Origin of the sequence: Lelliottia sp. F153, assembly GCF_002870005.1 — a bacterium.
Lineage (GTDB): Bacteria > Pseudomonadota > Gammaproteobacteria > Enterobacterales > Enterobacteriaceae > Enterobacter > Enterobacter nimipressuralis.
In genome coordinates, this window is the sequence record NZ_PKFT01000013.1 from 35166 (window position 1) to 59125 (window position 23960).

General features: G+C 57.0%; 23 protein-coding genes. 10 read left to right on the forward strand and 13 right to left on the reverse strand.

Translation table 11 applies throughout. From position 1 onward, the window contains the following. Positions 1 to 52 precede the first annotated feature (52 nt). From rhaM to rhaB, 9 genes are all read right to left on the reverse strand, one after another. The gene (gene rhaM / locus F153LOC_RS20075) at positions 53 to 367 is read right to left on the reverse strand and encodes an L-rhamnose mutarotase (protein ID WP_100778347.1); all 315 of its coding nucleotides are present in this window, start codon (positions 365 to 367) and stop codon (positions 53 to 55) included. Continuing rightward, complete coding sequence (fucO, locus tag F153LOC_RS20080; RefSeq protein WP_100778348.1) at positions 364 to 1512, reverse strand: lactaldehyde reductase; 1149 nt, start codon at positions 1510 to 1512, stop codon at positions 364 to 366. The genes rhaM and fucO overlap by 4 nt, the downstream gene beginning before the upstream one ends. 98 nt (positions 1513 to 1610) lie before the next feature. Beyond that, on the reverse strand, positions 1611 to 2615 hold the full coding sequence (locus tag F153LOC_RS20085) for an ABC transporter permease (protein WP_102105690.1): 1005 nt from the start codon (positions 2613 to 2615) through the stop codon (positions 1611 to 1613). Then, positions 2612 to 3616 (reverse strand): ABC transporter permease, encoded by a 1005-nt coding sequence (locus F153LOC_RS20090; protein ID WP_102105689.1) that lies wholly within the window; start codon positions 3614 to 3616, stop codon positions 2612 to 2614. The genes F153LOC_RS20085 and F153LOC_RS20090 overlap by 4 nt, the downstream gene beginning before the upstream one ends. Further along, on the reverse strand, positions 3616 to 5127 hold the full coding sequence (locus tag F153LOC_RS20095; RefSeq protein ID WP_102105688.1) for a sugar ABC transporter ATP-binding protein: 1512 nt from the start codon (positions 5125 to 5127) through the stop codon (positions 3616 to 3618). The genes F153LOC_RS20090 and F153LOC_RS20095 overlap by 1 nt, the downstream gene beginning before the upstream one ends. A gap of 68 nt (positions 5128 to 5195) precedes the next feature. After that, complete coding sequence (gene rhaS, locus F153LOC_RS20100; protein WP_100778352.1) at positions 5196 to 6182, reverse strand: rhamnose ABC transporter substrate-binding protein; 987 nt, start codon at positions 6180 to 6182, stop codon at positions 5196 to 5198. An 83-nt stretch (positions 6183 to 6265) separates the two neighbouring features. Further along, positions 6266 to 7096, reverse strand: coding sequence for a rhamnulose-1-phosphate aldolase (gene rhaD, locus F153LOC_RS20105; RefSeq protein WP_102105687.1), 831 nt, complete (start codon positions 7094 to 7096; stop codon positions 6266 to 6268). A 97-nt stretch (positions 7097 to 7193) separates the two neighbouring features. After that, positions 7194 to 8453: an L-rhamnose isomerase gene (gene rhaA, locus F153LOC_RS20110; protein ID WP_100778354.1), complete on the reverse strand. Its 1260-nt coding sequence runs from the start codon at positions 8451 to 8453 to the stop codon at positions 7194 to 7196. Continuing rightward, positions 8450 to 9919: a rhamnulokinase gene (gene rhaB / locus F153LOC_RS20115; protein ID WP_102105686.1), complete on the reverse strand. Its 1470-nt coding sequence runs from the start codon at positions 9917 to 9919 to the stop codon at positions 8450 to 8452. The genes rhaA and rhaB overlap by 4 nt, the downstream gene beginning before the upstream one ends. Before the next feature lie 301 nt (positions 9920 to 10220). On the opposite strand from rhaB, the gene rhaS (F153LOC_RS20120) reads away from it, so the two are divergent. Together rhaS (F153LOC_RS20120) and rhaR are read left to right on the forward strand one after the other, a co-directional pair. Continuing rightward, entirely contained in the window at positions 10221 to 11057 is an 837-nt protein-coding gene (gene rhaS, locus F153LOC_RS20120; protein WP_100778356.1) for an HTH-type transcriptional activator RhaS, read from the forward strand. 72 nt (positions 11058 to 11129) lie between these two features. After that, entirely contained in the window at positions 11130 to 11978 is an 849-nt protein-coding gene (gene rhaR, locus F153LOC_RS20125; protein ID WP_102105685.1) for an HTH-type transcriptional activator RhaR, read from the forward strand. On the opposite strand, the gene rhaT is transcribed toward rhaR, so the two are convergent. Next, complete coding sequence (gene rhaT, locus F153LOC_RS20130; protein WP_102105684.1) at positions 11979 to 13013, reverse strand: L-rhamnose/proton symporter RhaT; 1035 nt, start codon at positions 13011 to 13013, stop codon at positions 11979 to 11981. A 289-nt stretch (positions 13014 to 13302) separates the two neighbouring features. Here rhaT and sodA point away from each other — a divergent pair, with 289 nt between their 5' ends. Beyond that, positions 13303 to 13923 carry a superoxide dismutase [Mn] gene (sodA, locus tag F153LOC_RS20135; protein WP_010436906.1) on the forward strand — a complete coding sequence of 207 codons (621 nt, stop codon included), beginning with the start codon at positions 13303 to 13305 and terminating at the stop codon, positions 13921 to 13923. A gap of 74 nt (positions 13924 to 13997) precedes the next feature. Then, complete coding sequence (gene yiiM / locus F153LOC_RS20140) at positions 13998 to 14672, forward strand: 6-hydroxyaminopurine reductase (protein WP_100778359.1); 675 nt, start codon at positions 13998 to 14000, stop codon at positions 14670 to 14672. A gap of 86 nt (positions 14673 to 14758) precedes the next feature. Here yiiM and cpxA read toward each other — a convergent pair whose 3' ends face one another. Both cpxA and cpxR read right to left on the reverse strand, forming a co-directional pair. Continuing rightward, a complete protein-coding gene (gene cpxA / locus F153LOC_RS20145; protein WP_100778360.1) occupies positions 14759 to 16132 on the reverse strand; it encodes an envelope stress sensor histidine kinase CpxA in 1374 nt (457 codons plus the stop codon). Continuing rightward, entirely contained in the window at positions 16129 to 16827 is a 699-nt protein-coding gene (gene cpxR, locus F153LOC_RS20150) for an envelope stress response regulator transcription factor CpxR (RefSeq protein WP_006179159.1), read from the reverse strand. The genes cpxA and cpxR overlap by 4 nt, the downstream gene beginning before the upstream one ends. A 150-nt stretch (positions 16828 to 16977) precedes the next feature. Here cpxR and cpxP point away from each other — a divergent pair, with 150 nt between their 5' ends. The 6 genes from cpxP (at position 16978) to F153LOC_RS20180 (ending at position 23104) form a co-directional block, all read left to right on the forward strand. Continuing rightward, the gene (gene cpxP / locus F153LOC_RS20155; RefSeq protein WP_100778361.1) at positions 16978 to 17478 is read left to right on the forward strand and encodes a cell-envelope stress modulator CpxP; all 501 of its coding nucleotides are present in this window, start codon (positions 16978 to 16980) and stop codon (positions 17476 to 17478) included. A gap of 153 nt (positions 17479 to 17631) precedes the next feature. Then, a complete protein-coding gene (gene fieF / locus F153LOC_RS20160) occupies positions 17632 to 18537 on the forward strand; it encodes a CDF family cation-efflux transporter FieF (protein ID WP_102105683.1) in 906 nt (301 codons plus the stop codon). A gap of 175 nt (positions 18538 to 18712) precedes the next feature. After that, positions 18713 to 19675 carry a 6-phosphofructokinase gene (pfkA, locus tag F153LOC_RS20165; RefSeq protein WP_100778363.1) on the forward strand — a complete coding sequence of 321 codons (963 nt, stop codon included), beginning with the start codon at positions 18713 to 18715 and terminating at the stop codon, positions 19673 to 19675. A gap of 212 nt (positions 19676 to 19887) precedes the next feature. Continuing rightward, positions 19888 to 20877: a sulfate ABC transporter substrate-binding protein gene (locus F153LOC_RS20170; RefSeq protein ID WP_102105682.1), complete on the forward strand. Its 990-nt coding sequence runs from the start codon at positions 19888 to 19890 to the stop codon at positions 20875 to 20877. A 105-nt stretch (positions 20878 to 20982) separates the two neighbouring features. Next, positions 20983 to 21726, forward strand: a complete 744-nt coding sequence (locus tag F153LOC_RS20175) for a CDP-diacylglycerol diphosphatase (RefSeq protein WP_102105681.1) — start codon at positions 20983 to 20985, stop codon at positions 21724 to 21726. A gap of 73 nt (positions 21727 to 21799) precedes the next feature. Beyond that, positions 21800 to 23104, forward strand: coding sequence for an SLC13 family permease (locus tag F153LOC_RS20180; RefSeq protein ID WP_102105680.1), 1305 nt, complete (start codon positions 21800 to 21802; stop codon positions 23102 to 23104). 81 nt (positions 23105 to 23185) lie between these two features. On the opposite strand, the gene tpiA is transcribed toward F153LOC_RS20180, so the two are convergent. Continuing rightward, entirely contained in the window at positions 23186 to 23953 is a 768-nt protein-coding gene (tpiA, locus tag F153LOC_RS20185) for a triose-phosphate isomerase (RefSeq protein ID WP_100778367.1), read from the reverse strand. Positions 23954 to 23960 lie beyond the last annotated feature (7 nt).

Consider the following 23960-nt stretch of genomic DNA (forward strand, 5'->3'; position numbering starts at 1 on the left):
CTAAATAGCTAAATAAAGAAAAACGCTGCCGCGAGTGCGGCAGCGTGAACGGTTACTCGAGGAAAAACACCTCTTTCAGCTCCGCACTCACCGGGCTGTTGTCCGGGTTTGCGGGCATCACATCGCGCATGTGTTTCCACCAGCGCTGGCACACGTCGGTATTCGCCACCGCGTTCCAGCGCTCTTCCGATTCAATCTCAACGCTGGCAAACAGCAGGTTGCGCTCCTTGTCGAGATAAATGGCGTAATGGTGCGCACCGTGGTCTTTCAGCACCGATTCCAGCTCCGGCCAGATCGGGGTGTGGCGGCGCTGATACTCCTCGTGAGCGTCAGGATTCACCTGCATCACAAAGGCTTTGCGGATCATAGGGCCTCCAGATACAGCTCGCGCACATCGTCGCGGCTGGCAGTGCGTGGGTTACAAGGCGCACACGGATCGGCGAGCGCTTTATCCAGCCAGCCTTCGATATCCGCTTTGGTCACGCCAAGCTGGCTGAAGCCAGAAGGAATACCGACGCGCGTACTCAGGGCGCGAATGGCGTTGATCGCCTCCATGCTGGCCGCTTCATCGCTCATCCCGCGCGTCTCCACGCCCATCGCCTGCGCCACGCGGGCGAAACGCGCCACCGCATTCGGGCGGTTAAAGTTTTCGATGATCGGCAGCAGGATGGCGTTGCAGACACCGTGCGGCAGATTGTGCGTCGCCCCCGGCTGATGCGCCAGCGCGTGAACCAGCCCTAATCCGGCGCTGTTAAACGCCATGCCTGCCAGATACTGGCCGAATGCCATCTGTTCGCGTGCTTCGAGGTTGTGCCCGTCATCGACGGCTTTCGGCAGCCAGAGGCTGATCAGGCGAATCGCTTCGAGGGCGTTGGCATCGGTGAGCGGGTGAGCGCCGACGGAAACATAGGCTTCGATGGCGTGCGTCAGGGCGTCCATCCCCGTTGCGGCGGTGACAGAGGCGGGGATATCGAGCATCACGCTGGCATCATCCACGGCGATATCCGGGATAATATTGGGGTCGATAATCACCTCTTTCACCTGACGCTCGCTGTCGATGATCACCGCATTGCTGGTCATCTCCGCCGCGGTGCCTGCTGTAGTGTTAATAGCTACCAGCGGCACACCGGCGTTTTTGACTTTGCCGACGCCGGAATAGGCGGTCGACGGGCCAGGGTTGGCGGTGAGGATTTTAATCGCTTTCGCCGTATCAATTGGGCTGCCGCCGCCGAAGGCGATGACGTAATCGCAGCGGGCGCTCTGATAGGCCGCAAACCCTTTCTGGACCAGCGCTTCCGTCGGATTCGGGAACACTTCATCAAAGAGGTGATACGACATCTGATGGGCGTCCAGGGCGGTAAACAGGCTGTCGAGCAGCCCCATTTTCACTAGCTGTCCGTCAGTGACGATAAGCGCTTTGCCCCACTGTTTGCTCGCCACCAGATTGACCATATCGCCGATCGCGCCCGCGCCGTGCAGGCTGATTTTGGGAAGTGCCAACATAAAACTCATGATAATTCTCCTTAATTACTGTGATTTTTATGCCCGGCGGCGCGACGCTTGCGGGGCCTGCGGTCAGGCAGGCCAGATAAGCGAAGCGCCACCCGGCATTAGATCCGTCTTCGCTGCATAATCCGGCGGGTGATAATTGGCAGCGAAATCACCACTATCAGCATCGCGCCGATAATCACCGACATCACAATGCCGGGCACGTTGAGCAGGCTCAGGCCAAAAGTCACCAGGCCCATCAGGAAGGCGGCGATAATCACGCCCACCATGCTGCCGGAGCCGCCGAGAATATTGACGCCGCCGAGCACCGCCATCGTCACCACCGCCAGTTCCCAGCCCATCGCAATCGTCGGGCGCGTACTGCCAAGGCGCGAGGTGAGCAGCACCGAGGCCAGCCCCGACATCAGCCCGACCAGCGCAAACAGCATCAAGTTGTGGCGCTTCACGTTGATACCTGAAAACCACGCCCCGGTCGGGTTATTGCCGATGGCGTACGTCCGGCGGCCAAAATTGGTGCGATGCAGCACGAAGGCAAACACCGCCGCCAGCAGGATAAACAGCGCGAATTCAAACGACAGCGCGCCCCACACGTAGCCCTGCCCGAACCAGGCGAAGCTCTCGGGCCAGGTGTTCAGCGCCTGATCGCCGAGCAAAATGTAGGTAATGCCGCGATACAAACTCATGGTGCCGATGGTGATCACGATGGACGACAGGTTAAAGCGCGTGACCAGAAAGCCGTTGAACAGCCCGCACAGCAACCCGACGCCTAATCCCACGCAGACCAGCAGCGGCGTATCTACACCCGCCGCCGCGCAAAAGCCCATCGCTGTCGAGCTGAGCGCGATGGTCGATGCCACCGACAGGTCGATTTCACGGGCGATGATCAGCATCGCCATCGGCAGCACGATGATCGCTTTTTCGGTGAAGTTGAACGTTGCGTCAGAAAGGTTCCAGATATCGAGAAAATAGGGCGAGGCGAGGGCGTTGACGATAAACACCGCCAGCGTTACCGCCAGCAGGAAGCCCTCCCAGCACAGCAGACGCTGGAAAATCCCCGTCGCGGCCGGACGATTTTTAATCTCTTCCGTAGTCATCATTTTGCTCATGAGTTCACCGCCTGTTTCTGACGCGCCAGCGCCGCATCGCGCAGGATCAGCCGTCCTTTGCGTTTGTTGCCGCGTTCATTGAGCAGCACCGCAATCACGATCACCGTCCCGGAAATCGCCATCTGCCAGAACGGAGAGACGCCAATCACCGGCAGCGCGTTATTGATCACCCCAAGGAACAGCGCGCCAAACAGACAGCCCAACACCCTGCCCGTGCCGCCCATGGTGCTGATGCCGCCGATGACACACGCGGCGACCACCTGCAGCTCAAAGCCGTTGGCGACATCGACGTATGCGACGGCGAAACGTGAGATCCACAGATAGCCGCAGAATCCGGCCAGCGCACCTGACAGGCAGAAGCTGACGAACTGCATTTTGCCTGCGTTGATCCCCGTGTAATACGCTGCCGTGGCGTTGCCGCCTGCGGTGTAAAGGGCGCGCCCGGTGCGGCTGTAGCGCAGGAAATAGCCGACCAGCAGCAGCGCCGCAATCGCGCACCAGCTCAAAACGGGCAGACCGAGCAGTGACGCGCGCGGCAGGGCGAGAAAATCCGCGCCCATCTGGTTGGAGTTCACCCAGCCACCGCCGGTGAGCAGGAAGATAATCCCGCGATAGATGCTCATGGTGCCGAGCGTCACCACAATCGCCGGAATACCCAGTTTCCACACCAGCAGGCCATTGATGACGCCCATCAACAGGCCGAGCGCCGTTGCCAGAATCAGCAGCGCCCAGACGGGCACGGCGGGATAATGGAAGTTAATCAGGGCGACAATCATCCCCGTCAGCGCCAGATTGGCCGCCATCGACAGGTCGATGCCTTTGGTCAGCAGGACCATCATCTGGCCGAGGGCGAGAATGATGAGAATCGAGGTGTCGTTAAACATCTCCACCAGGTTTCCCGGTGCGATAAACGACGGCACGCGGCTGCCGATGGCAATGATCATCAGTACAATCACCGCCCCCAGCAGGGCTTCGCGGTGTTTCAGGAGTTGCTTCACCATTACGCGGCCTCCTGTTTTGCACCGCTGGCCGCGCTGACGATGGTTTCCGCCGTCGCCCCGCCCGCCGGGTATTCCGCCACCATCAGCCCTTCGTGCATCACGATGATACGGTCGGCCATGCCCATCACTTCCGGCAGTTCCGACGACACCATAATCACCGCCAGCCCCTGTCCAACCAGCTCGGACATAAACTGATGAACGGCCGCTTTCGAGCCAATATCGATACCTTTTGTCGGCTCATCGAGGATGATCACCTCAGGATGCGTCGCAAGCCATTTGCCGATCACCACTTTTTGCTGATTGCCGCCGGAGAGGGTTTCGACCGGCTGTTTCCAGCTAAACGCCTTCACCTGCAGCCGTCTGGCGTATTCATCGGCCAGCGCCCATTCGCGCTCCTGATTTAACACTCCGCCGGGATTGAGCCTGCTGAGCTGCGGCAGGCTGATGTTCTGCGCAATCGACAGTTCGATAATCGCTCCCTGCTTCTGCCGCTCTTCCGGCACGCAGACAATCCCCGCGCGGATGGCATCAGCCGGCTGGCGGAAATTCTGCGCCTGACCGTTCAGCACGATGTCGCCGGAGGAGGGACGCGTGACGCCGGAGAGCGCCTGCATCAGCTCGGTACGCCCGGCCCCGACCAGCCCGTAAAAGCCAAGGATTTCGCCTTTGCGCAGGGAGAATGAGATGTGCGCGAATTCGGTCGGATGGCAGAGGTCTTTGACCTCCAGCACCGTCGCCCCTTTTTCGCACGCCACTTTCGGGAAGGTCTGAGTGATAGCCCGGCCTACCATCATCGCCACCATCCGCTCTTCGGTGATGTCGTTGATCGCCCCTGCGCCGACGAACACGCCGTCGCGCAAAATGGTGTAGTGATCCGCCAGCTCAAAAATTTCGTCGAACTTGTGCGAGATAAACAGGATCGCTTTGCCTTCCTGTTTCAGGCGCTCAACGATCTGGTAAAACTCGAGGATTTCATGCTGCGACAGGGCGGCGGTGGGTTCGTCGAGGATCACCACCTGCGCCTCAAACGACAGGGCGCGGGCAATGGCCACCATATGTCGCTGGGCGATACTCAGCGTTTTAAGCGTCGCGCGCGGGTCGATTTGCACCTCCAGGCGGGTGAGGATCTCCTGCGCCCGGCGGTGCATCTCCGGCCAGTCGAGCTTCCTGAAAAAGCCTTTATGCAGATACTGGCCGACAAAAATATTTTCGGTCACCGACAGCTCATCAAAAAGCACGGTTTCCTGATGAATAGCGGTAATCCCGACTCTGTGTGCCGATTCCGGCGTCGGGAGATGAATGGGGATGGCTTTATAGAGGATTTCGCCCTCTTCGGGCTGATAAATCCCGGTCATCACTTTGACCAGCGTCGATTTTCCCGCGCCGTTTTCACCGATAAGGGCGGTGACTTTGCCGGGCCAAAGCTCAAGCTGTACGTTCTCAAGGGCGCGCACACCAGGGAAAACCTTGGTGATGCCCTTAAGCTCCAGCAGCGGTGTGGATGCGTTCATGAGAGTTCTCCATCAAAGGGGATCTTGTGGGCCGGATGGCGCAACGCTTCTCCGGCCTACAAAACGCATCAGAAGATTTTTGAGAACTTATCAATATTGCTCGCATCGTAGACGAACGGCTCAGCCATCGCGCCGCTGCCGTCGGCATCGAGCTTCACTTTGCCCAGTTTACCCATGCTGGCTTCATCTTTGGTGGCGGTACCTTTCACCAGGTCGTCGGCTAGATAGGTGGCAGCGTAACCCAGATCGATCGGGTTCCAGATCGCGAAGCTTTTGCTCGCCCCGGATTTCACCGCGCCGGCCATTTCAGACGGCAGGCCTAACCCCGTCACATACACTTTGCCGATTTTGCCCTGGTCTTTCACCGCCTGTGCGGCAGCCACGATACCGACCGACGACGGGGAGACGATCACTTTCAGATCGGGATAGGTTTTCAGCAGGCCAACCGCTTCGCGGTAGCTCTTATCCGACAGATCGTCGCCATAGGCTACGGTGACCAGATTGACGGACGGATACTGCGGCAGCACCTTTTTCATCTCGGCAATCCAGGTGTTCTGGTTTGTGGAGGTCGGGGTGGCGCTTAACACCGCCACGTCGCCTTTTTCGACGTTCAGGGCTTTCAGCGCATCGGCGGCCAGCTTAACGTTGGTTTCACCGATCAACGCGTTATTAGAGGGATTCAGGTGGATCTGACGCCCGGCTTTTGCCACGCCGGAATCCCATGAAACCACTTTGATCCCACGCTGCATCGCCTTTTTCAGCACCGGCACCAGCGCATCGGGATCGTTCGCGGAGATGGCGATCGCATCCACCCCCTGCGCGATCAAACCGTTCAGCACTTCGATCTGCGCTTCGGCGGTGGTGGTGGTCGGGCCGGTATAAATGACTTTCACATCACCCAATTCTTTGGCGGCCTCCTGCGCGCCCACGTTCGCTGCCTCGAAGAATCCATTTCCGAGAGATTTCGCCACCAGGGCGATTTTTACTTCTGCTAAAGCGGAACCGGACAACGCCAGAGCGGCAACGGTGAGGATTAAGCTTGTCTTTATTTTCATTGCTTTTACTCCACTGAATTGAGTGTTGTGTAGGGTTTGCAGGTGTTTTTTCGCCCCGTCTCAATGAGCGGGGCGCGATGTTTTTATTTGTACAGCTCTAGCGCCGATTTCAGCGGGGTGACGCCAAAGCGTTTACCCAGCGCAATCAGCTCTTCCTGAGTGATGGTCTGTTTCATTCCGCCCATGGAATAGACCTTAACCAGCACTTCAGCCGACTTCTCAGCGGTGTCGATCAGGCCAAAGGCTTCATCAAGCGTCGGGCCACTGCCGAAGACACCGTGGAATGGCCACAGTACCAGGGAATGTTTTTGCATCTCTTGCGCGGTGGCTTCGCCGATTTCATCGGTGCCTGGCACCATCCACGGCAGAATGCCCACGCCGTCCGGGAAGACCACCAGACATTCGGTGCTCCCTTCCCACAGTTTGCGGGTGATGAAATCCGTGGTGTTTTCCAGCACGTAGGTCAGGGCGATCAGGTTGGTCGCGTGGCAGTGCATGATCACGCGGTCTTTGCCGTCCGTCGCTTTGATACGCTCGCAGTGGGAGAGGAAGTGCGCCGGGAGTTCAGAGGTCGGCACCGCTTCGTTCGTCAGCCCCCAAAGAATGTGGTAGCCCGCGCCGTCGCTGTCCACTTTTACCACACCTAAATTCGCTGCCGGATCGAGCTGCACATTGCGGAAGAATTTGCCGGAACCGGTGACGATAAACGGCGTATTGGCGAGCAGCGGCATCGGCTGGCTCAGGGCGATATAGCGCGGTTTCGGGTGGAAATCCGCTTCGAACGGCGCAATGTCGGCTTCATCCAGGCGCAAGGTCAGGTTGCCGCCGTTGCGCTCGTCCCAGCCTTTTAGCCAGGCGTCGGTGGTGGCTTTGATCATGCCCTGGACGAACCAGGCGTTGGTGATGGTGTGCATAGTCTTGTGATTCCTTTGAAAATGTCGGGCGACGCGTAGCGATCCCCGCTGACAAGTGTTCGTAAGCCCGGCAGGCGAAGCGCCGCCGGGTGCTGTTTTAGCTGCGAGTCGCTAACACCTCTTTCTCATACGCCCGCACGTTGTCCAGCCACTGGCTGCCCGCTGGCGCATCGTTGCGCTGACAGTACATTTCCCACACGGCCTGCCACGGCAAGGATTTCTGCTCTTCCAGCAGCGCCAGACGCGCCGTGTAGTCACCTTGCTCTTCCAGCGCGCGCAGGGCCGCCGTCGGCTCCAGCAGCGCGCGCAGCAGGGCTTTCTTCATGTTGCGAGTACCGATCACCCACGCCGCAATGCGGTTGATCGAGGCGTCGAAGAAGTCGAGACCGATATGCACGCGGTCGAACAGATCGTGGCGAATAATTTCGCTGGCGATGGCCTGAGTCTCGTCATCCAGCAGGACCACGTGGTCGCTGTCCCAGCGAACCGGGCGGCTCACGTGCAGCAGCAGGCGCGGGATGTACAGAATGGCGGCGGAGATTTTGTCGGAGATCACCTCAGTCGGATGGAAGTGGCCCGCATCCAGACACAGCGCCGTCTGGCGGCTGGTGGCGTAACCCATGTAGAACTCGTTGGAGCCCACGGTGTAGCTCTCAGCGCCGATGCCGAACAGCTTGCTCTCCACCGCATCAATGTGATGCGCCGGGTTCAGTTTTTCGCTGATCACCTCGTCGAGAGCGTCCAGCAGGCGCTGGCGCGGAGCCAGGCGGTCAACGGTGATATCTTTCATGCCGTCCGGGATCCAGATGTTCATCACCGACGGCGTGCCGAGCTGTTCACCGAAATACGCTGAAACGCGGCGGCTGGCTTTGACGTGGTCGATCCAGAACTGGCGAATCTCGTCGTCGGAATGGGAGAGGGTAAAACCGTCGGCGCTCAGCGGGTGCGAGAAGCAGGACGGGTTAAAATCCAGACCCAGTTTGTTGGCTTTTGCCCACTCCACCCAGTTCTTAAAGTGTTCCGGTTTGATTTCGTTACGCGCGACCGGCTCGCTGGATTCGAGATAAATCGCGTGCAGGTTCAGGCGTTTTGGTCCCGGAATTAAACTGAGCGCCAGCTCCAGATCGGCTCGCAGTTCGGTGGCATTGCGCGCTTTGCCAGGGTAGTTGCCCGTCGCCTGGATGCCGCCCGTCAGCGCGCCGCCGGTATTTTCAAAACCCGCGACGTCATCGCCTTGCCAGCAGTGCATGGAGACCGGCAGACGGTCGAGCTGACGCAGCGCCTCTTCTACATCCACGCCCACGGCGGCGAAACGCTGTTTAGCCAGTTCCCAGGCTTGTTCAAGTTGAGTGGTCATGCGCAAAGCTCCTTTGTCAGTCGTTTTTGCTGAAACTGCGCCTGATAGCGGGCAATTTCATGGCAGGGATTAGGGGTAAACGTGGTGAGCGGGTAGTTGTTCGTCACCAGCGTTCGGAAATCGTCAACGTTGGAAAGCTCGTCCAGGGTCATCAGCTGAATGCCGATATTGCCGAGCGTCGAGGCCTCAACAGGGCCGGCGACCACGGTGATGCCGCAGGCGTCGGCGCAAAGCTGGTTTAGCAGTTGGTTCTGGCAACCGCCGCCGACAATGTGCAGCTGGCTGAACGGTTTGCCGCGCAGAGCCGCCAGCTCGTTAAGCACGTCGGCGTAGAGCAAGGCGAGGCTGTCAAAAATGCAGCGCGCCAGTTCCGCCGGGCTGTGCGGCACGGGCTGTGCGCTCTCACGGCAGGCGGCCTGGATTTCATCGCTCATGTTGTGCGGATTGATAAAGCGGTCGTCGTTCGGATTGATCACGAAGCGGCAGGCCGGCAGTTTTTCTGTGTCGGCGATAAGGCGCGCCAGGTCAGTGACGTTCAGCTCTTTCAGCACGCGCTGGAGCAGCCACAGCCCCATGATATTTTTTAGCACCCGGTAGCGGCCTTCCGCGCCGCCTTCGTTGGTGATGTTTGCCGCCAGCGACTTTTCGCAGGTGTAAGGCGTTTTGCTCTCAAAGCCCATCAGCGACCAGGTGCCTGACGAAAGATAGGCCGCGTCGTGGTCTGCCAGCGGAGAGGCAATCACCGCGCTGGCGGTATCGTGACTGGCGACGGCGACGACCGGGATTTCATTCTTCTGCGGGCAAATCCAGTGACCGATCACATTGCCGGGGTGGGTCGGCGTGCCAAACCAGCTGGCGGAAGCGCCCGTCCAGTTGAGCAGGTTTTCATCCCAGTTATCGGAGTTGATATTCACCAGCTGGGTGGTGGTGGCGTTGGTGTATTCCCAGTTCATCTTGCCCGTCAGGCGATAGCTGAAGTAATCCGGGATCAGCAGCGCGTGGGCGACGTTCGCCACCAGTTCTGGCTGCTGTTCCACCAGAGCACGCAACTGGTAGAGGGTGTTAAAGGGTAAAAACTGGATGCCGCTGCGCCCGTAGATATCGGCTTTACCGAGCTGATCAATGGCGCGGGCCATCACGCCATCGGTCCGGCTGTCGCGATAGGAGACGGGCAGGCCGATGCGCTCGCCGTGGCGGTCGAGCAGCACAAAATCGACGCCCCAGGTATCAATCCCGATGCTGTCGATCAGAATGCCGTCGTCGCAGACTTTGTTCAGGCCAGTGCGGATTTCCGCCTCCAGGCTGTCAATGTCCCAGGTCTCGACGCCGTCCTGCTTTTGCAGGCAGTTACCGAAGCGATGGATTTCACGAAGCGAAAGTGCGCGCTGTGCAGGCGTATAGCTGGCAAGCATCACGCGCCCGCTGGATGCACCTAAATCGACAGCCACACAATGGCGAGAGGTCATAATTCGGTCCTTCTTGGAGTCATTGCGAAACAGTCTAAGAAAGGGAAGAAAAACGCACCTTCTTGCCACTGACAGGCAAAATCGCGCGCTGGCAAGAAAGCAAAGATGAACGTGAGGAAGTTCACAGTTTCCTGTTATGACGGGGATTTCAGCCCATGTGACCGTTGCCGCATTTCCGGATCTTTCCCGCTGTTTCTTGAAAAACTGACAGGCTTTGCACGCTTTGGTGTCGAAAATTGAAGGTGAGAAACCCGGCCCTTAATTACTATTTTGAGAACATTTCTCATTGGTGGTGGCCGATATGACCGTACTGCACAGCGTGGATTTTTTCCCTCACGGAAGTTCGCCAGTGGCGATCGAACCACGGCTTCCTCAGGCGGCTTTTCCTGAACATCATCATGATTTTCATGAGATTGTGATTGTTGAGCACGGTACGGGCATTCACGTGTTTAACGGCCAGCCCTACACCATCAGCGGTGGAACCGTGTGCTTTGTGCGCGACCACGATCGGCACTTGTATGAACATACGGATAACCTGTGCCTGACCAACGTGCTCTACCGTTCACCGGATGCGTTCCAGTTTCTCTCCGGGCTGAACCAACTTCTGCCGCAGGAGAAGGATGGGCACTATCCGTCGCACTGGCGAGTGAATCAGTCCACCCTTCAGCAGGTGCGTCAGCTGGTGGGGCAGATGGAAACGGTAGAGGAAAATGCGGAAACGCATACGCGCGCCAGCCGTGAACTGTTGTTCATGCAACTGCTGGTTCTGCTGCGTCGCAGCAGCCTGGTGGAAGGGGCCGAAAACAACGATGCGCGCCTTAATCTGATGATGGCCTGGCTGGAAGAACACTTCGCGGAAGAGGTGTGCTGGGAAACAGTGGCTGATAATTTTTCCCTTTCCCTGCGCACGCTGCATCGTCAGCTCAAGCAGCACACGGGCCTGACGCCGCAGCGCTATCTCAACCGGCTGCGCCTGATCAAAGCGCGGCACCTGCTGCGTCATACGGACGATAGCGTGACGGATATCGCTTATCGCTGCGGATTTGGCGACAGTAACCACTTTTCGACGCTGTTCCGTCGTGAATTCAGCTGGTCGCCGCGCGAAATTCGTCAGGGCCGGGATGCGTCACTTCAGTAACGCGAGGAGAATCACCGTTTTTTTGCCGTAAAACAGCTAATAATGTCAGGTTATTAGCTGTTGAGGTGAGTTGTGGGCGCTCCGTTAATCCTTCGCAAATCCGATTTTTTTGCTAGTGCCGGGCAGGCTGTCGCGGTGGCCGATCGCTATCCGCAAAACGTCTTTGCCGAGCACACGCACGAGTTTTGCGAGCTGGTGCTGGTGTGGCGCGGCAACGGTTTGCACGTCCTCAATGACCGCCCCTACCGCATCACCCGCGGCGATCTGTTTTATATCCGCGCGGAAGATAAACACTCCTACGCCTCGGTCAACGACCTGGTTTTGCAGAACGTGATTTACTGCCCGGACAGGCTAAAGCTCAACGTCGACTGGGCGGGGCATATTCCCGGGTTTAATGAGGCGCACACCGCGCCGCACTGGCGATTGAGTAGCAACGGCATGACTCAGGTACGCCACGTCATCACCCAGCTTGAACAGGAGAGCCAGAAGGCCGAGCCGGGGGCGAACGAGATGGCCGAACTGCTGTTTGCCCAACTGGTGATGACCCTCAAACGCTATCGCTACGCAACGGATAACCCTTCTGCCACGGCGCAGGAAGCGCTGCTTGATAAGCTGATTACGACGCTTGCGGGCAGCCTGAATCGCAGCTTTGTGCTGGAGAAATTCTGCGAGCAGGAGCAGTGCAGCGAGCGCACCTTGCGCCAGCAGTTCCGCACCCAGACGGGGATGACGGTGAACCACTATCTGCGCCAGCTGCGTATCTGCCACGCGCAGTATCTGCTGCAACATACGGAACTGATGGTGAGTGAAGTCTCGACGCGCTGTGGCTTTGAGGACAGTAACTACTTTTCCGTGGTGTTTAACCGCGAGGTGGGGATGACGCCGGTTCAGTGGCGTCATCACAGTCGAAAAGCGGCGTGATCAGTTCGCCATGCCGAGGCCAACAATGTTGGCGGCAATAATAATCACCACGCAGCCCAGGCTCAGCACGCTCACCGGACGCCGTCCCGCGTTGTTCCACTCCTTCAGCACCAGCCCCACAATCCCGCCGCACAGCACATAGAAGCTCATGTGCAGCATCCAGCTCATGTAGTCATACTGCGGTGGAATGCTGGCGTGGCCCCAGGCGTAGAAGAAGAACTGCAGATACCACATCAGGCCGCCAAGCGCCGACAGCAGCACGTTGGTGATGATCAGGTGTTTTGCCAGTGAGAAGTCGGCTTTTACCGACAGGTTCTTCACTTTTGCCAGACGAATGAAGCAGAAGCCGAGGTTCACCAGCGCACCGCCGCCCATAATCACCACGTAGCTCGGCAGGGCGACATAGAGCGGGTCCACGCCCAGCGCTGCTGCGGCTTCGTGCATCGGTTTGGCGGCGTTCATGGCGAAAGACATCCCGGCGGAGAAAATGCCGCACATCACCGCCAGAATCAGCCCTTTCTTCAGGTTGAACTCTTCGGCGCGGATGCCCATTTTGCGCTCTTTCAGTTGGCCTGCGCGGGTGACTATCCCCACGCCAATCACCGCTACCAGCACGCCCAGCAGCGTCATCTGGCCGCCTTTGGTGTTGATCAGCACGTCGAAATTACCGTTCAGAATTGGCGTCATCAGCGTGCCGACAATCAGGGTGATACCAATGGCGATCCCGATGCCCATCGACATCCCGAGATAGCGCATGGTCAGACCGTAGTTGATATTGCCGATGCCCCACATCGCGCCGAACAGAAAGACCGGCAGGAGCGTGGAGGCGCTAAAGGAGGAGAAGTACCCCCAAAAATCGGGCAACAGCATGGCGCTGATGGTCCATGGCAGGATCAGCCAGGAAACCGTACCGCCCACGGACCACATAGTTTCCCATGACCAATGTTTGACCTTTTTAAACGGGGCATAGAAACAGGCTGCACTGGCTGCGCCTATCAAATGCCAGAAAATACCCATCGTAATCGCATGATTCATTTTTACGTCCTCATCGTTTTTATAGGCCGGTGGCTTCCCTCCGACCCGATGAGTGTAAAAATTAAGCGGCGAGCGAACCTTCAGAAGGTTGCCGCACTTTTCTTGTCCATGGCAATCAGCGCGTTAACCACGTGAGCAGACTCACAAATTCGGCATTGGCACAAAAATGGATAACCTTATAAAAAGTACGGCATTGATAATCATTTTCAATATCATTTAATTAACTATAATGAACCAACTGCTTACGCGGCATTAACAGCTGTGCCGCCCGACAATAATGGAGAGGATTATGAGTTATACACTGCCATCCCTGCCGTATGCCTATGACGCACTGGAACCGCATTTTGACAAGCAGACGATGGAAATCCATCACACTAAACACCACCAGACTTACGTGAACAACGCGAATGCGGCGCTGGAAAGCCTGCCAGAATTCGCCAACCTGTCTGCTGAAGAGCTGATCACCAAACTGGATCAACTGCCAGCAGACAAGAAAACCGTTCTGCGTAACAACGCTGGCGGTCACGCAAACCACAGCCTGTTCTGGAAAGGCCTGAAAACCGGCACCACTCTGCAGGGCGATCTGAAAGCCGCTATCGAGCGTGATTTCGGTTCCGTGGACAACTTCAAAGCTGAGTTTGAAAAAGCAGCAGCGACCCGTTTCGGTTCTGGCTGGGCATGGCTGGTACTGAAAGGTGACAAACTGGCTGTGGTTTCTACCGCGAACCAGGATTCCCCGCTGATGGGTGAAGCGATTTCTGGCGCGTCTGGTTTCCCAATCGTGGGCCTGGATGTGTGGGAACACGCTTACTACCTGAAATTCCAGAACCGTCGCCCGGACTACATCAAAGCGTTCTGGGACGTAGTGAACTGGGACGAAGCAGCGGCACGTTTCGCAGCTAAAAAATAAGGTTGCACGATAGCCTGTGAGAAGCGAGTCTGATGACTCGCTTTTTTTGTATCTGCAGAAAGGAGCCATGATACATGCAACATCCGGTGAATGTGTTTACAGGCAAGATCAGGGAGTACGACGGCAGCCGTCCGAGCGCGATTGCCAAAGTGCAGGTCGACGGTGAACTGACGCTGACCGAACTCGGGCTGGCGGGGGATGAGCAGGCCGAGAAAAAAATCCACGGCGGGCCTGAGCGCGCGCTGTGCCACTATCCGCGCGAACACTATCTGCACTGGGCGCGGGAGTTTCCTGAGCAGGCGGATCTGTTCGTTGCGCCGGCATTTGGCGAGAATCTGTCGACGGACGGGCTGACCGAAAAGAACGTCTTTATTGGCGATATTTTCCGTTGGGGCGAAGCGCTGATTCAGGTCACACAGCCGCGCTCGCCGTGTTTTAAGCTCAACTACCATTTTGGTATCAGCGATATGTCCGCGCAGCTGCAAACGGCAGGAAAAACTGGCTGGCTGTATCGGGTGATTCAGGGCGGGCAGGTATCGGCGGATGCGCCGCTGGAACTGGCGTCACGCCTCAGCGAGGTGTCGGTTTATGATGCCTGTGCGATCGCCTGGCATATGCCCTTTGATGACGAGCAGTATCGCCGTTTGTTGTCAGCAGCAGGGTTATCGACAAGTTGGACGAGAACGATGCAGAAGCGCCGCATCAGTGGGCAGATCGAAGATAATTCGCGGAGATTGTGGGGCAAATAATCCCCACGCCGATCCTCTTCCCGCAGGGCGAGGGGAGGAAAACCATAGGCCGGGTGAGGCGTCGCCGCCGCCCGGCACCACAGTCATTAGGAACGCTTATACAGCGGCAACCATAGCGTCAAACGTAATCCACCCAGCGGGCTATCGTCGGCTTTCACCCAGCCGCGATGCTGTTGAATGGCGGTCTCAACAATCGCCAGCCCAAGCCCTGTCCCACCGGATTCGCGATCGCGCGCTTCATCGGTGCGATAGAACGGACGGAAAATCTGCTCGCGGTCTTCCGGGCTGACGCCTGGACCGTCATCATCCACGTTGATGGTGATGCCGTCTTTATCGACCGAGAACGCCACCTCAATCTTCGTATGCGAATAGCGCAGGGCGTTACGCACGATATTTTCCAACGCGCTCTCAAGCGTGTTGGGGTTGCCGTACAGCGGCCACGGGCCTGGCGGGAAGTTGACGGTGAACGATTTGCCCATCTGCTCGGCTTCGAACGCTGCGTTATCCAGCACCTCGTGCCACAGGTGATTGGCTTTCACCGTTTCGCTGACCAGCGCGTTTTTCTGCTGATTGCGCGACATCACCAGCAGATCGTTGATCATGCTGTCCAGACGATGCGCTTCCATCTCAATACGCTCCAGCTCCTTGCTCTCACCGCTGCGACGACGCAGCAGGGCGGTGCCCAGCTGTAAGCGCGTCAGCGGCGTGCGCAGCTCGTGGGAGATGTCCGACAGCAGGCGTTGCTGGCTGGTCATCATCCGTTCAAGTGCTGTCACCATCTGGTTAAAACTGGCTCCCGCGGCGAGAAATTCTTGCGGCCCGGCTTCCAGTTCCGGGTGCTGTCGCAGGTTGCCCTGCGCCACTTCATCAGCGGCATTTTTCAGCTTACGCGCGGGTTTTGCCAGGCTCCACGCCAGCCATAAGAGCAGCGGCGAACTGAGCAGCATGGTTACAATCAGCAGCAGCAGCGGTCGGTCAAACAGCAGGTTGATAAAGTCGGTCTGGGAGCTGCTCGCCGGTCGAATCAGATAGAGTTGGTAATTATCTTCCCCATCCTTGATGGAAAATGGCCCTACCATTTCTACCCGACCGTATTTCTTTTTCTGCGGGTGATCGGCGTTATCCGCCTGGCCAATGAAGTTGCGGATGATCTGCATTTCATTGCGTTCCGCGCCAATCACGCGGCCTTCGCTGGTAACCAGCAGCAGGCGTTGTCCGGGCGGCGCCCACTTGTCGATAGCGCGAAACAGCCTGCGCCACCACATCAAATCGTTAGGCGGGTCGTTTGCCAGCTCGGCTTCTACGTGTTGCTCGATCATCACGCCCTGACGTTGCTCGCTGTCGAGAAGCTCCGTCATCTGGCGTGAGTCGAGTTTTGGCAACATCAAAACCAGCATTAAAACCAGTGCCAGCGTCAGCCAGAAAATGGCGAAAATGCGGGCGGTTAAACTGCCTATCATGAAGCGGAAACCATCAGATAACCGCGACCACGCAGGGTTTTAAACCATGGGTGACCGTCTTTGCGCTCCGGCAGCTTACGGCGCAGGTTAGAGATGTGCATGTCGATGGCGCGGTCAAACGGCGTGAGGCGCTTGCCGAGCACTTCCTGGCTTAAATGTTCACGCGAGACCACCTGGCCGAGATGCTGTGCCAGCAAATACAGCAGGGTGAACTCGGTGCCGGTCAGTTCCAGCGTCTGGCCGTCAAAGCTCGCTTCCTGGCGGCCCGGGTTCAGGCTCAGAGAGTCCACTTCTAACGTTGGAGAACTGTTGTCAGTATTCTGCTGCTGCTCGCTCCAGTGGGAACGGCGCAGGATTGCGCGAATACGGGCAACCAGCTCGCGGTCGTTAAACGGCTTGGGTAAATAGTCATCCGCGCCCAGCTCAAGGCCGAGAACGCGATCCAGTTCGCTGCCGCGTGCGGTCAGCATGATTACAGGTGTCTGGTGTGTCTGGCGTAATTCTTTCAGCGTATCAATACCGTTTTTCTTCGGCATCATCACGTCAAGCAAAAGCAAGTCGATGCTGTCATCAAGCAGGCTCAGCGCCTGTTCCCCATCGTGGGCAACCAGCACGTTAAAGCCTTCCATGTCGAGCAACTCTTTTAACAGGGATGTGAGCTCTCGGTCATCATCAACTAACAGGATTTTATTCATTGTTTAAATACCTCCGAGGCAGAAATTACGACATCAAGGCTATCTAATCCATGACTTTACGTTGTTTTACACCCCCTGACGCATGTTTGCAGCCCGAATCGTAAACTAGCTCTCGTTGAATCGCGACACGAAAGATTTTGGGAGCAAGTGATGCGCAAAGTTACCGCTGCCGTCATGGCCTCAACACTGGCGTTTAGTGCTCTTAGCCAGGCTGCTGGAGTCATCACCGGCGATAACGGTCCCTCGGCAGAGGGTATTACGCAGCACAGTGGCCAAAGCAATATGTTTGACGGCATAAGTTTAACCGAACATCAGCGTCAACAGATGCGAGATCTGATGCACAGGGCACGACACGATCGACTCCCTGTTAATGTTAGCGAAATGGAGACAATGCATCGCCTTGTCACCGCAGAAAATTTTGACGAAAGCGCTGTGCGCGCTCAGGCAGAAAAGATGGCGCAGGAACAAGTTGCCCGCCAGGTCGAAATGGCCAGGGTCCGCAACCAGATGTTCCACCTGCTATCGCCCGAGCAGCAAGCGGTTTTGAACGACAAACATCAGCAACGTATGGATCAGTTGCGTGAGGTTGCCCGGATGCAACAAAGCTCTGAGATAAAGCTTTTTAGTAGCAATACCCGTAGTAACCAGTAGACCCTGTTTTCCTTGCCATAGACACCATCCCTGTCTTCCCCCACATGATGTGGGGGTTTTTTTTGCCCTTCATTCAAGTTTGTTAACCGTTTATTCATCCTTTGACTCCTTTTCCATCCGTTATACTAGCGGCATGGCATGACAGGAGTGTTTATGAATCAATCCTATGGCCGGCTGGTGAGCCGCGCCGCAATCGCCGCGACGGTTATGGCGTCGTGTTTGCTGATCATCAAAATCTTTGCGTGGTGGTATACCGGCTCGGTCAGTATTCTGGCCGCGCTCGTGGATTCGCTGGTGGATATCGCGGCATCCCTTACCAATCTGCTGGTGGTGCGCTATTCCCTGCAACCGGCGGATGAAGAGCACACGTTTGGCCACGGAAAAGCGGAATCGCTGGCGGCGCTGGCGCAAAGTATGTTTATTTCCGGCTCGGCGCTGTTCCTGTTTTTGACCGGTATCCAGCATCTGGCGTCACCGACGCCGATGAACGATCCGGGCGTTGGGGTTATCGTTACCGTTATCGCACTTATTAGCACAATTGTTCTGGTAACTTTCCAGCGCTGGGTGGTTCGCCGAACGCAAAGTCAGGCAGTACGGGCAGATATGCTTCATTATCAGTCTGATGTTATGATGAATGGCGCGATTCTTATTGCGCTCGGACTGGCGTGGTACGGATGGCATCGTGCCGACGCATTGTTCGCGTTAGGGATTGGGGTTTATATTTTATACAGCGCCTTACGCATGGGTTATGAAGCAGTGCAATCGCTTCTGGACCGCGCGCTGCCCGATGCCGAACGCGCAGAGATCTTTGAAATCGTGACCTCCTGGCCCGGCGTCAGTGGTGCTCACGATCTTCGTACGCGGCAGTCAGGGCCGACCCGCTTTATTCAGATTCATTTAGAAATGGAAGACAATTTACCGCTCGTTCAAGCGCATTTAGTGGCTGAGCAGGTAGAGCAGGCGATTTTGCAGCGTTTCCCGGGTTCGGACGTGATTATTCACCAGGACCCCTGCTCGGTCGTCCCCAGGGAAGGCAAAGGACATTTTGAGCTTTCGTAATTCGTTGTAAAAAAGTGAGCCAGGCCAGCATTTTGTGGATAAATTACCGCCATTGGGTCTGACCTGAATCAATTCAGCTGGAAGTGATTGATATACTATTTGCAGTATTGGTTGGTCGAATAGACGTCTTCCGGCAACAGATTTCATTTTTGCATTCCTAAGTTCAGAGGTAGTCATGATTAAGAAAATCGGTGTGTTGACAAGCGGCGGTGATGCGCCTGGCATGAACGCAGCCATTCGTGGGGTTGTTCGCGCGGCGTTGACGGAAGGTCTGGAAATTTTTGGCGTATATGACGGTTACCTGGGTCTGTACGAAGACCGCATGGTTCAGCTGGATCGCTATAGCGTATCCGACATGATTAACCGTGGCGGTACTTTCCTCGGTTCTGCGCGTTTCCCGGAGTTCCGTGAAGAGCACATCCGTGAAGTGGCTATCGAGAACATGAAAAAACGCGGCCTGGACGCGCTGGTTGTTATCGGCGGTGACGGCTCGTATATGGGTGCAAAACGTCTGACTGAAATGGGCTTCCCTTGCATCGGTCTGCCGGGCACCATCGACAACGATATCAAAGGCACCGACTACACCATCGGCTTCTTTACTGCCCTGGGTACTGTCGTTGAAGCAATTGACCGTCTGCGTGACACCTCTTCTTCTCACCAGCGTATCTCTATCGTGGAAGTGATGGGCCGCTACTGTGGCGACCTGACCCTGGCGGCAGCGATTGCGGGCGGCTGCGAGTTCATCGTGGTGCCGGAAGTAGAATTCAGCCGCGAAGACCTGGTTAACGAAATCAAAGCAGGCATCGCGAAAGGGAAGAAACACGCGATCGTTGCTATCACCGAGCACATCTGTGACGTTGACGAGCTGGCGAAATACATCGAAACAGAAACCAAACGCGAAACCCGCGCTACGGTTCTGGGCCACATCCAGCGCGGTGGTTCCCCAGGGCCATACGACCGTATCCTGGCTTCCCGTATGGGCGCGTATGCGATCGATCTGCTGCTGCAGGGCCACGGCGGCCGTTGCGTCGGTATTCAGAACGAGAAACTGGTTCACCATGACATCATCGACGCGATTGAAAACATGAAGCGTCCGTTCAAAGGTGACTGGCTGGACTGCGCGAAAAAACTGTACTGATTCGGCCTGATATCCTCACGCCAGCCCTCTCCTAAACAGGGAGAGGGTGAAAGAACGAAAAACGGTAATCTTCAGATTACCGTTTTGCTTTTCCCGCCTGCTGAACATTTTTTATTCCACTCAGTTATAGCCAATCTTTTTTTATTCTTTAATCATTGGTTCGCTTTCTGGCACGCTGCATTCATCAAACACAACATAATGAGAGTTGGAAGATGAATAAATGGGGCGTGGGGTTAACTTTATTGCTGGCATCGTCCAGCGTTCTGGCAAAGGATATCCAGTTACTGAACGTGTCGTACGATCCGACGCGTGAGCTTTACGATCAATACAACAAAGCCTTTGCGGCACACTACAAACAAGAAACCGGCGATAACGTGGTGATTCGCCAGTCTCACGGCGGCTCAGGCAAACAGGCGACTTCTGTCATCAACGGCATTGAAGCGGACGTGGTCACTCTGGCGCTGGCCTATGACGTCGATGCCATTGCTGAACGTGGTCGTATTGATAAGAACTGGATCAAACGCCTGCCGGACAACTCTGCGCCGTATACCTCCACCATCGTGTTCCTGGTGCGTAAAGGCAACCCGAAACAGATTCATGACTGGAATGATTTGATCAAACCAGGCGTGTCTGTCATCACCCCGAACCCGAAAAGCTCAGGCGGCGCACGCTGGAACTACCTGGCAGCGTGGGGCTACGCTCTGCATCACAACAACGGCGATCAGGCTAAAGCGCAGGATTTCGTCAAATCCCTGTTTAAAAACGTCGAAGTGCTGGACTCCGGTGCGCGCGGCTCGACCAATACCTTCGTTGAGCGCGGCATTGGCGACGTGCTGATTGCATGGGAAAACGAAGCGCTGCTGGCGACTAACGAGCTGGGCAAAGACAAGTTCGAAATCGTAACCCCGAGCGAATCGATTCTGGCTGAACCGACGGTTTCCATCGTCGACAAAGTGGTCGAGAAGAAAGATACCAAAGCGGTGGCAGAAGCTTACCTGAAGTATCTCTACTCCCCGGAAGGCCAGGAGATCGCCGCGAAGAACTTCTATCGTCCACGCGATGAGGCTGTGGCGAAGAAATATGACAGCGCGTTCCCGAAACTGAAGCTGTTCACCATCGATGAGGAGTTTGGCGGCTGGGCGAAAGCGCAGAAAGAGCACTTCTCTAACGGCGGCACTTTCGACCAGATCAGCAAACGCTAATCAACGCATGACACGGTGGCCCGGCGCGAGAAATCCGCCGGGCTTTTTTATTTGGTCATGTTTTTGCGTTACTCTTTCGCCTCTGACGACAACAGGGAACGCGTAATGAAAAAACTGATGGTCTTGATGGCGGTCGCCATTCTCCTCGCCGCAGGCGGCTGGATCTGGATGAAATCCGGCAATCCGGACGCGTTACGCCATATCGTTCTCGACCAGTGCCTGCCGAATCAGCTGAATAACCGTCAGCCAGCGCCCTGTGCGCAGGTGAAACCGGATGCCGGTTATGTGGTCTTCAAAGACCGTAACGGGCCGCTACAGTATCTCCTGATGCCCACCTACCGCATCAACGGCACCGAAAGCCCGCTGCTCACCGAGGCGCAAACGCCGAACTTCTTCTGGCTGGCGTGGCAGTCGCGCAATTTTATGAGCATGAAGCGCGGCGCGGATGTGCCTGACAGCGCCGTCTCCCTGACCATCAACTCCCCGACCGGGCGCACGCAAAATCATTTCCACATCCACATCTCCTGCCTGCGTCCCGATGTGCGTGAAAAGCTCAATGCGCATCAGGGGGAAATCAGCACCCAATGGCTGCCTTTCCCGGGGGGGCTGGAAGGGCATGAATATCTGGCGCGACGGGTGACAGAAAATGAGCTGGTGCAGCGTAGCCCGTTTATGATGCTGGCCGACGAACTGCCGCAAGCGCGCGAGCACATGGGCCGCTTTGCGCTGGCGATGGCCCAGCAGTCCGACGGGTCATTTGTGCTGCTGGCAACGGAGCGCAATCTGCTGACGCTTAACCGCGCTTCCGCTGAGGAATTGCAGGATCATCAATGTCATATCCTCCAGTGACCCCACCATAAATAGCGTTTACTCGCGCTGCCTGTCGCCGTAGACTTGCTGAAAAAATCTACAGGAGACAGGTATGTCGCTCTGGTTTGCTCACCCTCTGTTTCTGCCCTCGGCTATCGTTGGTGTCACCATCGTGCTGTGGGCCACCTCGCTCCTGCCGGAATTTATCACCGCGCTGCTGTTCTTCACGGCGGCGATGACCGCCAAAATCGCGCCACCGGACGTCATTTTCGGCGGCTTTGCCTCATCTGCATTTTGGCTGGTGTTCAGCGGCTTTGTGCTTGGCGTCGCGATCCGCAAAACCGGGCTGGCGGACAGGGCCGCGCGGGCGCTCTCGGCGAAACTCACTGACTCGTGGCCGCTGATGGTGGCAAGCGTGGTGCTGCTGAGCTATGCCCTGGCGTTCGTGATGCCATCAAACATGGGGCGCATCGCGCTGCTGATGCCGATTGTGGCGGCGATGGCGAAGCGGGCCAGCATTGCGGACGGCTCGCGGGCGTGGTTTGGCCTGGCGCTGGCGGTCGGATTCGGTACTTTTCAGCTCTCAGCAACTATCCTCCCCGCTAACGTGCCCAATCTGGTGATGAGCGGCGCGGCGGAAGGCTCTTACGGCATTCATCTGAACTACGTGCCCTACCTGCTGCTGCACACGCCGGTGCTCGGCATTCTCAAAGGACTGATTCTGATTGGCCTGATCTGCTGGCTGTTCCCTGGCTCGCCAAAACCCGCGCGGGATCTTGCGCCATCCGCCCCAATGGGGCGCGATGAGAGGCGCCTGGCGTGGCTGCTGGCGGTAGTGCTGGTGATGTGGGTGACGGAGAGCTGGCACGGCGTAGGCCCGGCCTGGACGGGGCTGGCGGCGTCGGTGATCGTGATGCTGCCGCGCATTGGCTTTATTACCGGTGAAGAATTTTCGGCCGGGGTGAATATGCGCACCTGTATCTATGTGGCAGGGATTCTGGGGCTGGCGATCACCGTGACGCAAACCGGCATCGGCAGCGCTGTCGGGGAGGCGTTGCTGCGCCTGATGCCGCTCGACGCGGATAAGCCGTTTACCAGTTTTATCGCCCTGACCGGCATCACCACGGCGCTCAATTTCATCATGACCGCCAACGGCGTTCCGGCGCTCTATACCACGCTTGCGCAGAGTTTCTCGGATGCGACGGGTTTCCCGCTGTTGTCGGTGATTATGATTCAGGTGCTGGGGTATTCCACGCCATTACTGCCGTATCAGGCGTCGCCGATTGTGGTGGCAATGGGGCTGGGGAAAGTGCCTGCGAAAGCGGGAATGTTGCTGTGTCTGGCGCTGGCGGTGGCAACCTGGCTGGTGCTACTGCCGCTGGATTATTTGTGGTTCAGCGTGCTGGGACAGCTGTAAAAAAGCCCGGTGGCGACGAGCGCTTACCGGGCCTGGCATTTTGTCGGGCGGATAGCGAAACGCCACCCGTCACAACGGCAATTACGCCTGTTTAGCGGCTTCTGCTGCTTTAACGATCACTGCGAAAGCGTCAGCTTTCAGGGATGCGCCGCCAACCAGTGCCCCGTCGATGTCAGGCTGGGTGAACAGCTCTGCCGCGTTAGATGCGTTGACGGAACCGCCGTACTGGATGATCACTTGCTCAGCCACTTTCGCGTCGGCTTTAGCAATGTGGTCACGGATAAATTTGTGAACAGCCTGTGCCTGCGCTGGGGTGGCAGATTTGCCGGTACCGATCGCCCAGACTGGCTCGTAAGCGATAACCACGCCTTCGAACGCTGCTGCGCCCTGCGTTTTCAGCACGGCGTCGATCTGACGTGCGCAAACTTCTTCCGTTTTGCCTGCTTCGTTTTCGGCTTCAGTTTCACCGATGCACAGAACCGGGGTCAGACCCTGCTCTTTCAGCACAGCAAATTTCTTGGCGATGAACTCGTCGGACTCTTTGTGGTAAGTACGACGCTCAGAGTGGCCGATGATGATGTACTGTGCGCCGATGTCTTTCAGCATTTCTGCAGAGGTTTCACCGGTGAATGCGCCAGACAGGTTAACGTCAACGTTCTGCGCGCCCAGCACGATGTGGCTGCCGTCAGCGGCGTGTTTAGCCAGATCCAGATAGATGTCTGGTGGAGCGATCGCTACCGCACAGCCGGTCACGCCAGCCAGCTCTTTACGCAGATTAGCAATCAGCTCGTTTACCATGTGGCGGCTGCCGTTCAGTTTCCAGTTACCCATCACTAAAGGATGTCGCATTTCAATT

Coding starts and splice junctions, on each gene's coding strand:
- rhaM (WP_100778347.1), bottom strand. CDS start 367: ATGATCCGCAAAGCCTTTGTGATGCAGGTGAATCCTGACGCTCACGAG.
- fucO (WP_100778348.1), bottom strand. CDS start 1,512: ATGAGTTTTATGTTGGCACTTCCCAAAATCAGCCTGCACGGCGCGGGC.
- F153LOC_RS20085 (WP_102105690.1), bottom strand. CDS start 2,615: ATGAGCAAAATGATGACTACGGAAGAGATTAAAAATCGTCCGGCCGCG.
- F153LOC_RS20090 (WP_102105689.1), bottom strand. CDS start 3,616: ATGGTGAAGCAACTCCTGAAACACCGCGAAGCCCTGCTGGGGGCGGTG.
- F153LOC_RS20095 (WP_102105688.1), bottom strand. CDS start 5,127: ATGAACGCATCCACACCGCTGCTGGAGCTTAAGGGCATCACCAAGGTT.
- rhaS (WP_100778352.1), bottom strand. CDS start 6,182: ATGAAAATAAAGACAAGCTTAATCCTCACCGTTGCCGCTCTGGCGTTG.
- rhaD (WP_102105687.1), bottom strand. CDS start 7,096: ATGCACACCATCACCAACGCCTGGTTCGTCCAGGGCATGATCAAAGCC.
- rhaA (WP_100778354.1), bottom strand. CDS start 8,453: ATGACCACTCAACTTGAACAAGCCTGGGAACTGGCTAAACAGCGTTTC.
- rhaB (WP_102105686.1), bottom strand. CDS start 9,919: ATGACCTCTCGCCATTGTGTGGCTGTCGATTTAGGTGCATCCAGCGGG.
- rhaS (WP_100778356.1), top strand. CDS start 10,221: ATGACCGTACTGCACAGCGTGGATTTTTTCCCTCACGGAAGTTCGCCA.
- rhaT (WP_102105684.1), bottom strand. CDS start 13,013: ATGAATCATGCGATTACGATGGGTATTTTCTGGCATTTGATAGGCGCA.
- sodA (WP_010436906.1), top strand. CDS start 13,303: ATGAGTTATACACTGCCATCCCTGCCGTATGCCTATGACGCACTGGAA.
- yiiM (WP_100778359.1), top strand. CDS start 13,998: ATGCAACATCCGGTGAATGTGTTTACAGGCAAGATCAGGGAGTACGAC.
- cpxA (WP_100778360.1), bottom strand. CDS start 16,132: ATGATAGGCAGTTTAACCGCCCGCATTTTCGCCATTTTCTGGCTGACG.
- cpxR (WP_006179159.1), bottom strand. CDS start 16,827: ATGAATAAAATCCTGTTAGTTGATGATGACCGAGAGCTCACATCCCTG.
- cpxP (WP_100778361.1), top strand. CDS start 16,978: ATGCGCAAAGTTACCGCTGCCGTCATGGCCTCAACACTGGCGTTTAGT.
- fieF (WP_102105683.1), top strand. CDS start 17,632: ATGAATCAATCCTATGGCCGGCTGGTGAGCCGCGCCGCAATCGCCGCG.
- pfkA (WP_100778363.1), top strand. CDS start 18,713: ATGATTAAGAAAATCGGTGTGTTGACAAGCGGCGGTGATGCGCCTGGC.
- F153LOC_RS20170 (WP_102105682.1), top strand. CDS start 19,888: ATGAATAAATGGGGCGTGGGGTTAACTTTATTGCTGGCATCGTCCAGC.
- F153LOC_RS20175 (WP_102105681.1), top strand. CDS start 20,983: ATGAAAAAACTGATGGTCTTGATGGCGGTCGCCATTCTCCTCGCCGCA.
- F153LOC_RS20180 (WP_102105680.1), top strand. CDS start 21,800: ATGTCGCTCTGGTTTGCTCACCCTCTGTTTCTGCCCTCGGCTATCGTT.
- tpiA (WP_100778367.1), bottom strand. CDS start 23,953: ATGCGACATCCTTTAGTGATGGGTAACTGGAAACTGAACGGCAGCCGC.